We start from the raw sequence: 9,120 nt of genomic DNA on the forward strand, positions 1-9,120 counted from the left end.
AGGATTAATCGTTAATAGCATCATATATAAGCAGATTGCTTTTTACAATCACCTTTTCGCCCGGCTTAAGCCCTGCTGATATATAGGTTTTATCATCAAGTGCGCGGTATATGGTTATCTCACGGGTTTCTATATTGTCTTTACCGTTAAATACCATTACAAAGTTTTTATTGTTGTCAAAAACAACCGCTGCGCTTGGTACCGCTACATACTTTTTATCATCGGCATAGTGCACTTTTACAGTTGCATTCATTTCCGGCTTCAGGGTCACATCGGTATTTGGTACCTTAATCAGTGCTTTGGCAGCGCGGGTATCAGGGTCTATAACGTTAAAAATCTTATCAATTTTTCCTTTAATGTCCCTATCAGGATAAGCTATGGTGTGTATGCTTGCGTCCTGGCCCACTTTAATCCTGCCAAGGTCACTTTCGTTTACATTGGCCAAAATCCATACATTATCAAGTTTTGCTACGGTAAATACGGCTTCATCACGGTTACTGCTCAGCATTTCGTTAGGGCTGATGTCTTTACTTACAATGTACCCGCTTATAGGCGCATACATGTTGTACACCGATCCGCTCTTCAGTTTGTAAATCTGGTTTACTTCGCGCATCCTTTCGCGTTCGGCTTTGGCTTTATCCAGTTCTTTTTGTGCCATAACCAGTTCTTTTTCGCTGGCCAGCTTACCTTCATACATGTCTTTTACACTTTGGAGGTTGCGTTCGGCTATGCTCACGTTAGCATCTGCATCACTGGTTTCACTTTGGTAACCTGCAATTTCGGTACTGCGTATACTTGCTAATAGCTGACCTTGCTTTACATAGTCGCCCAGCTCAGTCTTAATTTCTATAACGCTACCGCCCACGGCAGGGAATACCTGGCTGATGTTATTGTTTTCGGCGCTTACTTTGCCAAAAAGGCGTATTTCGTTTTGTGCAAATTCTTCAGTGGCTGTGGCAAATGTACTTTGATTGTACATCTGGTCGCTCATCACAAATTTTTGTGTTTGTTCTTCCTTTGCTGGTTCTGCTTCTTTTTTACCGCAGGCAGTAAGCAGGGTTAATGCGCTTACTGATATATATAGGATGTTTCTTAAAATTTTCATTGCTTAAAAATTATTTGTGCCGGTTACATAATTAATTTGGGCGGCAGCCAGTGCCAACTGTTGTTTTACCCTTTCTACTTCGGTTTGTGCTTCGTTGTAAGCCTCAAAGAAATCGGCAAACTCTATCATAGATACGTTACCTTTCTGAAAGTTGGTGTTAATACCGTTAAAGACCGCATCAAAGTCCTGGTTAATAAGCGAGTTGATACGTTTGTATTCTTCTACGCTGCGGGTAAAGTTCTGGTAAGCGGCAAGTACTTCATTTTGTACTTCCAGTTGCTTATAATCAATGTTTTTTTCGCTTGCTGTCTGTTGTACTTTGGCCGATTGTATGTTGCCACGATTACGGTCAAATACAGGAAGCGGTATCCCAAGCCCAATGTTATACTGATTGTTAAAGGCATCACCGCGCTGGTTGTAGCCGCCACGTATGGTAACATCGGGTATAGCTAGTTTACGTTGTAGCGATACATTCAGTTTAGCCGACTCGCCAGCCAGTTTTGCTTCGTTAAAATCGGGTCTGTTTTCTAATGACTTGTTTAATATATCATCATACAAAAACGATTTTGCAGCAAAACCATTGGCATCACCGGCTTCATATATGGTATTAATGGTTGCTGTGGTGCCCAGTAGTATGTTCAGTTTTTGTTGCTCATCTATAAGCGTTTGGCTTTCTTCCGATTTGTCGTTGTTTATCTTTACATAAACCGACTTTAGGCGCACAAGGTCTTTTAATGCGATGTTGTTTTTTGCCACTTGTACTTCATAGCTGCCTATAAGCGTAGATAGCTTTTCCAGCAGCTTATTGTACTTTTCTATTATTTTTTGCTGGTTATGCACCGTGTAAAACGATTGCCATATTTGTTGTTGCAGGTTCCGGGTAAGGTCGGCCAGTTCAGCTTCAGCCATTTTCTTATCCAGTTTAGCCATTTCTATCTGGGCTTTACGTTTACCCCCAATAAGGATAAGCTGCTCTAGTCCAGCCTGAAAGTTTCCTTTACTGCCTGTAGGGAAATACAAATTGTTTTGCCCCTGATAGGCAATCATATCAGCCGTAATTTCTGGGTTTGGGTATACTTTACTCTGTATTATTGCGGCGTCAGCTTTGTTTATATCATATTGGCTTGCCAGTAAAAGAAAGTTGTTCTTAAAGAATAATTCTTCTGCCTGTTTTATGGTAAGCGTAAGGTTTTGGGGTGCCTGCGCAACCATACTACCCCAGCACAGCAGCAAGGCCATGCAGGGTAAGAAGTTTTTTAGTTTCATCTTATGTGTATTTAAAAGCGTACTTTTTTTGTTAAAACAAATCCACAGCCGGAAATGGTCTATTAAAATTAATTAATAAACTAACGCATGTCGTTGAAAATCAACGACAATCCGATGTGTGGAATAAAAGAGCTTTTAAACCTCCGGTGGTGGAGAAAATAGGGTAAGTTTTGGTGTGTTGTATAATGGATCTTTGTAAAAAGTATCGGGCTGTACCTGTTTAAAGTTTTCTTCGCCTTCCGAAGCTACTTTTAAACCTTGTATAGCCTCAAAGGTCCACACGGTTTTCTTTACGTTTAGTTTTAGGTGTTGGGTACTTTTGGTGTGGTGTTCAGGTATGGCGTTTTCTATAAGAAGCACGTCTTCCAGTACAAGCTCGGCCATACTGTCTACCTCTTCAAAATCTTCGTCTACGGTACTGTGTTCAAAAAAAGTGTGCGGGTTATCGATACTAAAGTTGAGTATGTGCAATGCCATAAGCACCCACAATACACGCTGACCGATATACCTGCTTTGCCTTTTCATTAAAAGAAAACCTTTTTGGTTTGCCAAAAGTAATAATCACATTCGTAAGTAGCACAAACCTTGCCAAAGTATTTGGTATTATAAGAAAATTTTAAGAAACTCAGGCCAACATTAAAGTGAGAAAAATAAAAACAGCAGCGCTTGTGGCAACTGCTGTTTTTAGAATTTTTTCCTTTCCTGTAGTATTCAGGAATAGGTTGGTGTTATATAGGTTATCAGTGAGTAAAAGCAGCCTAAGGCCTTCTGCCGGTAGCTAACCTGTATAATATACCTATAATGGCAAGTACAAGTAGGATATGTATTAGTGAACCTACTGCCTGGCTAAAGGCAAAATATCCTATTGCCCATCCTATAAGAAGGATTACAACGATAAGCCAAATTAAATCTCTCATAATAGTGTATTTTAAAATTTGATATATTAAAATTACTGCTTATTGAGGTAAACTGTTAATTCATTAAGAATCCTTTAGCTGCTAAAGTTTTCTTAATAACCCTGTTGCAAATAATTCAACAAAAAAAGTGGTGCGTATAATTAATTAGTACTTTTGTACTTTACAGAAAATACATTTCATGCAAACTCCGTTGAAGATTGCCGTAGTGGGCTCAGGGTTGGTTGGTTCGCTTTTGGCAATATATTTAAGAAGGGCAGGGCATACCGTACATGTGTACGACCGCAGCCCCGATATTAGGGCCATTCAGTTCTCTGGGCGTTCTATAAACCTTGCAGTTTCGCACCGCGGCTGGCGTGCGCTTGATGAGGTGGGCTTGGGTGACGAAATCCGAAAAATGGCCGTGCCTATGGAAAAAAGAGGCATTCACCTGCAAAATAATGATCTTGTGTACCAGTACTACGGTAAAGACGGCGAAAGCATTTTTTCTATAAGCCGGGGCGAATTGAACCGCAAGATGGTTACCCTTGCCGAAAACGAAGGCGCTGAGTTTTTCTTTGAAACCCGCGTTTGGGATGTAGACCTGGCAACAGCCACATTATACACAGGAGAAACAGAACGTGGTGCCTGGACCGAATTGAAATATGATATGGTATTTGGGTCAGATGGTGCCTTTAGCCGCATACGACACCGTATGCAACGCCAAAACCGATTTAACTACAGCCAGGAATTTTTACCGTTAGGATATAAAGAGCTAAATATTCCGGCTAACCCGGATGGCACGCACAAGCTTGATAAAAACTCACTGCATATATGGCCAAGGCATGATTTTATGCTAACAGCCCTGCCAAACCTCGATGGCAGTTTTACCAGTACATTATTTATGCCTTTTGAGGGCGAAAACTCTTTTGACAGCCTTAAGGATAAAGAAACACTTGAAGCATTTTTTGAAAAGTATTTCCCGTCTACACAAGAGGTAATACCTAAGCTGGTTGAGGATTTCTTTAAAAATCCTACCAGTTCTCTGGTTACCATGAAGTGTTTTCCATGGACATTCTCAGATAAAGTGGCTCTTATAGGCGATGCCTGCCATGCGCTTGTTCCGTTTTATGGTCATGGTATGAATGCAGGTTTTGAAGATATTACGGTGCTTAACCAGAAGATGCAGCAATATGGTGACGACTGGGCAACCATATTTAAGGAATATGAAAAAAGCCGTAAGCCCGATGCCGATGCCATAGCAGAGCTTTCGTACCGCAACTTTATGGAGATGAGCAGCAGCACTGCCGATGAAAGCTTTATACTTAGGAAAAAGATAGAGAAACACTTTTCAGATAAGTTTCCTGAGTTATGGCAACCGCTATACAGTATGGTTACCTTTAGCCACCGTCCGTACAGTGAGGCACTGGCCCTGGGCGACTGCCAAAAGGCAATTATGGATGAGGTTATGAAAATGGAGGGGATAGCCGATAAATGGAACAGCCCTGAAGTGGAGGAAAAGATAAAGGAATTGCTGAAAGCAGAATAACACAGTGGAAGAGGTATTAAAAAACCTGGGGCGCATGGCCCGTGATAAGCATGCTGAGAATAAGAAGTTTTTTGATAAGCTAAAGAAAAAGCCGCCAAAAAACCTGGACTACGTTATGCAGGAACTTCACGACCGTGAGTTTGAACGTACCGATTGCCTCAAGTGTGCTAATTGTTGTAAAACTACAGGGCCGCTATTTACGCTGGCCGATATAGAACGCATAGCAAAACATCTTAGGCTAAAGCCGCAGCAGTTTATAGACAAATACCTTAGGGTAGATGAAGATAGAGACTATGTGTTGCAAAGCGTACCTTGTACTTTTCTTGATTCCGAAAATTACTGCATGATATATGACGTAAGGCCGAAAGCTTGCCGCGAATATCCGCATACCGACAGGAAGAAGTTTCAGCAGATTACAGATATTACACTAAAAAATGTGGCTATATGCCCTGCGGCATACAATATAGTAGAAGAAATGAAAAAGAGGATGGCGCTGTAAGGCGCCTTTTTTTATACACGGATGTACAGGGAAATAATTTTGCTGTATCTTCGTTTTTAAAACCAAATCATCATGGCAAAATTCAATTATCTTACCCCAATGCTGTGGACAGCAGAAATACCCCAAACGGTAGATTTTTATACCGAAGTGTTGGGCTTTGTATGTACGTTGTTTGAAGAAGGCTGGGCGGTGCTGGAGCGCGATGGTATAGAAATAATGCTGGCGTACCCTAATGCCCATGTGCCGTATAGCGGCCCCATGTTTACGGGCTCGTTCTACTTTAATGTAACGGGAGTAGAGGAACTGTGGCAAGCCTGGAAAGACAAATGCAGCATTTGTTATGACATGGATGATTTTGAATATGGCATGCGCGAGTTTGCTATTTACGATAATAACAATTATATATTACAGTTTGGCCAACCCATAAATCAATAGATATGAAAAAACTGAGGGATATTTTTATAATGCTCGTTATATCTTTAGCAGTAGGGTATGGAGTGTATTCCTTTAATGCTAATGCTATAAAAACATCTACAACAGATATGGCAGGAGAAATAGGCGTTATTGCGGTGCCCGTTTTTATCCTGCTGTTGTTTTTATACATGGTAGCACGCCTGCTGGGCAAAGCTGTTAATAAGAAAAAGCCTTCCGCTTAATTAAGGGAAGGCTTTTTCTCTATACTGCCAGCATGTGTTCGGCCTGTTGTTGTTTCAGTTCTTCTATAAAGCCGGTTATAGCGGCAAGTTTTTCTTCTATATACTCCAGGAACGATTCTATACGGTCTCTTATTTTTGAGAAAAACTCAATAATGTCATCTACGTATCCTTTAGCTTTTTCTATCAGGTTAAGAATAAACTGTATTACGGTTTCTGTTGTTTCTTTAATATTCATGGCTTTTAGGTTTTGCAATTATTATAACCTAAAGATACGACACCAATTGTTCAGTTAAAAAGACTTTGGGTAAAACTTAAGAATTTAATTGCCGTATATAAGGTAAGGCTTTCGCATTTCCTTAAAAGCATTTAGCCCTTCGGTCCAAGTATCCTTTATTTCAGATTCACTCATTCCGGCTTCTATTTGTTCCTGTAGTTTTTTTGTGCCGGCCAGCTTGGTGAAGAAAGAAGTAAAGAACCTGCTTTTATCAGCTGTTTCCTCGTAGGCTTTTATCAGCCATTTTAATTCCAGCTTTTTTACGTGGCGTACATTGGTAAGGTCTTTGCCAAAACAAAGTTTCCCGTTTTGAGGTGGTTCTTTAGAACCCTCGTTTGGCGCAGGCGTAAAACTGAAACCATCATCAGGTAAATCCGGCGACCCGTATATCTGAAATTGTTTGTCTGTACCACGGCCTACGCTTACATTAGTTCCTTCAAAAAAGCAAAGGCTGGCGTACAGGTTCACAGCCTGGTCATTAGGTATATTTGGCGACGGTTTTACCGGGAGAGAGTAAGGCATTTCACGCTTATAGTAAGAGCACGCAATAATATGAAGATCGCACTGTATACCATCTTTCAGCCATTTTTCACCATTAATCATTTGCGCATATTCGCCTATGGTCATGCCGTGCAACACTGGTATAGTGTGCATTCCTATAAAGCTGCTGTTTTCTTTTTCCAACACGGGTCCGTCTACAATACCGCCGTTAGGGTTTGGCCTGTCCAGTACTACCAGCGGAATGTGTAGCTCAGCACACGCTTCCATTACATAATGTAATGACGATATATAAGTGTAGAAACGGGCGCCTATATCCTGTATGTCGAATACCAAAATGTCTATGTCGGCTAATTGTTCCGGTGATGGTTTTTTGTTGTTACCATAAATAGATATAATAGGTATACCCGTTTTGGTGTCTTTGCCGTCTTTTACAAGTTCTCCTGCGTCTGCTGTTCCCCTAAAACCATGTTCAGGGGCATATATCTTTTGGATGTTTATTTTTTTATCAATTAAAAAATCTACAAGATGCACATATTTTGGTTCCAAAGTTATTTTGTCCGAACCGGGTGTGCGTATCGTGTCGTATTGAACAACAGTACCGGTTTGGTTTGTTACAACCCCTACACGTTTATTGCGCAGCAGTGGCAGGTACAGCCATGAGCGATCGGCACCGGTGTTAATGCCTTTTTTGCCGGGTTCAGGATTCTCGGTTTCAATTGTTGTGGTGTTTGCAGAGGTAACAGCAGCCGAATTTCCGCAGGCGGTAATCAGTATAAATAAGAATAAAACTGTATTTTTGACTGCAGCAACTAGAGCTTTGCGAAAGACAGACGGATTATATACCATATACAAACTTTGAATTTAGAATATTTTATAGCCAGCAGGCTTGTTTCTGCTAAAAGCCACAAAAGTAGTGTGTCTGCGCCAATTATAAAAATTGCAGTAACAGCTATTGCAATAAGTATTATTATGATGATAGGTGCTATAGCTACGGGCGTAGGCCTACAAGATAAAATACGCGAAAAAATCTCTGCCTTTAACGGAAATATTATCATTTCCAACTTTGACGATAATCAAAGTGAGGTTAGTGTAGAGCCTTTGTCGTCACATCAGCCATTTTATCCAAGTTTCAAGGGGGTGGAGGGTATTAGCCATATACAGGCTGTAGCCAGTAAGGCGGGTATAATACGTACTGAAAAAGCTTTTGAAGGTATTATATTTAAAGGTGTAGGCAAAGACTATCAGTGGAGCTCGTTAAGCGAATACCTGGTAAGTGGTCGTGTGCCTAATCTTAAAGCGGGGCTTAACGAAGAGGTAATACTTTCCGAATACCTTGCAAATAAGCTTGAGCTTAAAGTGGGGGATAAGTTTAATACCTTTTTTATGAAAGAGGGAGGTAATGGTATTCCTAATCTCAGGAGGTTTGTACTTGTAGGGATTTACAACAGCGGTTTTCAGGAATTTGATGCTACCTATATAATAGGTGATATCCGCCATGTGCAGCGCATTAATAAATGGCGTGCCGATCAGGTGGGCTCTTTTGAAGTTTTTCTTGATGATTTTGATCAACTCGATGAAAAAGGAAAAGAAATTTATGACGCTATACCCAGCACACTTAACAGCGTAACTATTAAAGAGAAGTATGCTAATATTTTTGACTGGCTTCAGCTGTTTGATGTGAATATATTGGTGATTATAATTATTATGGTAATTGTGGCTACCATAAATATGGTAGTAGCACTGTTGGTGCTTATATTAGAACGTACCCAAATGGTAGGTATGCTAAAGGCGCTTGGCGCTAATAACTGGAGCGTGCGAAAAATATTCTTGTATAATGCTGCTCACCTTATAATCCGAGGCCTTCTTTGGGGTAACGGTATAGGGATAGGGGTGTTGCTTATTCAAAAGTATTTTGGTGTAGTAAAGTTACGTCCGGAAAACTATTATGTAAATGTAGCTCCGGTTTCACTTGATATTGCTTCTATAGTGTTGGTTAATCTCGGTACTATAATAGTGTGCCTGCTGCTGCTGCTTATACCTTCTTACATTATAACCCGTATTTCGCCGGTCAAGGCTATACGGTTTGAATAATTTAAGGGCTTTGCTAATTCAAAGCCCTTTTTGTATTCTCTGTTTATAGTTTCGGTCTTCTTTATCAAATGTAACAATGATGACTTTTTATTTAAAAAGGCGTCATAATGCATATGTATAGTAGCCGTTTTAAAGAGGTTAAAAATAATTCCAAAAAACTTCCTGTTTCAAATCATGATATATCAGCCACTTACCTTTTTGTGTTAAATGATCTTCAAAAAAGATTTAAAAAATGGTTGTAGAAGTGAAAAATGGGTGTACTTTTGCACCCGCAACAGAGAAGTTT

Annotated in this window: 11 protein-coding genes; 5 read left to right on the forward strand and 6 right to left on the reverse strand. The window is 40.3% G+C overall.

Going from position 1 to position 9,120, the window contains the following annotated elements:
- Positions 1–4: 4 nt before the first annotated feature.
- From ACLI1A_RS09610 to ACLI1A_RS09625, 4 genes are all read right to left on the reverse strand, one after another.
- A complete protein-coding gene (locus ACLI1A_RS09610; RefSeq protein ID WP_411408433.1) occupies positions 5–1,105 on the reverse strand; it encodes an efflux RND transporter periplasmic adaptor subunit in 1,101 nt (366 codons plus the stop codon).
- Positions 1,106–1,108: 3 nt separating this feature from the next.
- The gene (locus ACLI1A_RS09615; RefSeq protein WP_411408434.1) at positions 1,109–2,371 is read right to left on the reverse strand and encodes a TolC family protein; all 1,263 of its coding nucleotides are present in this window, start codon (positions 2,369–2,371) and stop codon (positions 1,109–1,111) included.
- 135 nt (positions 2,372–2,506) lie between these two features.
- Entirely contained in the window at positions 2,507–2,896 is a 390-nt protein-coding gene (locus tag ACLI1A_RS09620; RefSeq protein WP_411408435.1) for a hypothetical protein, read from the reverse strand.
- A gap of 233 nt (positions 2,897–3,129) precedes the next feature.
- The gene (locus ACLI1A_RS09625; protein WP_411408436.1) at positions 3,130–3,288 is read right to left on the reverse strand and encodes a lmo0937 family membrane protein; all 159 of its coding nucleotides are present in this window, start codon (positions 3,286–3,288) and stop codon (positions 3,130–3,132) included.
- A gap of 178 nt (positions 3,289–3,466) precedes the next feature.
- Between ACLI1A_RS09625 and ACLI1A_RS09630 the strand changes: the two genes are divergently transcribed.
- The 4 genes from ACLI1A_RS09630 (at position 3,467) to ACLI1A_RS09645 (ending at position 5,968) form a co-directional block, all read left to right on the forward strand.
- Positions 3,467–4,813: an FAD-dependent oxidoreductase gene (locus tag ACLI1A_RS09630; protein ID WP_411408437.1), complete on the forward strand. Its 1,347-nt coding sequence runs from the start codon at positions 3,467–3,469 to the stop codon at positions 4,811–4,813.
- A gap of 34 nt (positions 4,814–4,847) precedes the next feature.
- The gene (locus ACLI1A_RS09635; RefSeq protein WP_411408446.1) at positions 4,848–5,312 is read left to right on the forward strand and encodes a YkgJ family cysteine cluster protein; all 465 of its coding nucleotides are present in this window, start codon (positions 4,848–4,850) and stop codon (positions 5,310–5,312) included.
- Positions 5,313–5,384: 72 nt separating this feature from the next.
- A complete protein-coding gene (locus ACLI1A_RS09640) occupies positions 5,385–5,747 on the forward strand; it encodes a VOC family protein (protein WP_411408438.1) in 363 nt (120 codons plus the stop codon).
- A 2-nt stretch (positions 5,748–5,749) separates the two neighbouring features.
- On the forward strand, positions 5,750–5,968 hold the full coding sequence (locus tag ACLI1A_RS09645; protein ID WP_411408439.1) for a hypothetical protein: 219 nt from the start codon (positions 5,750–5,752) through the stop codon (positions 5,966–5,968).
- Positions 5,969–5,987: 19 nt separating this feature from the next.
- On the opposite strand, the gene ACLI1A_RS09650 is transcribed toward ACLI1A_RS09645, so the two are convergent.
- Together ACLI1A_RS09650 and ACLI1A_RS09655 are read right to left on the reverse strand one after the other, a co-directional pair.
- Entirely contained in the window at positions 5,988–6,203 is a 216-nt protein-coding gene (locus tag ACLI1A_RS09650) for a hypothetical protein (protein WP_411408440.1), read from the reverse strand.
- 84 nt (positions 6,204–6,287) lie between these two features.
- Positions 6,288–7,589, reverse strand: coding sequence for an exo-beta-N-acetylmuramidase NamZ domain-containing protein (locus ACLI1A_RS09655; RefSeq protein WP_411408441.1), 1,302 nt, complete (start codon positions 7,587–7,589; stop codon positions 6,288–6,290).
- Positions 7,590–7,598: 9 nt separating this feature from the next.
- Between ACLI1A_RS09655 and ACLI1A_RS09660 the strand changes: the two genes are divergently transcribed.
- Positions 7,599–8,834 (forward strand): ABC transporter permease, encoded by a 1,236-nt coding sequence (locus ACLI1A_RS09660; RefSeq protein WP_411408442.1) that lies wholly within the window; start codon positions 7,599–7,601, stop codon positions 8,832–8,834.
- Positions 8,835–9,120: the final 286 nt, after the last annotated feature.

Source organism: Flavobacterium sp. RHBU_3 (assembly GCF_046613565.1).
Lineage (GTDB): Bacteria > Bacteroidota > Bacteroidia > Flavobacteriales > Flavobacteriaceae > Flavobacterium.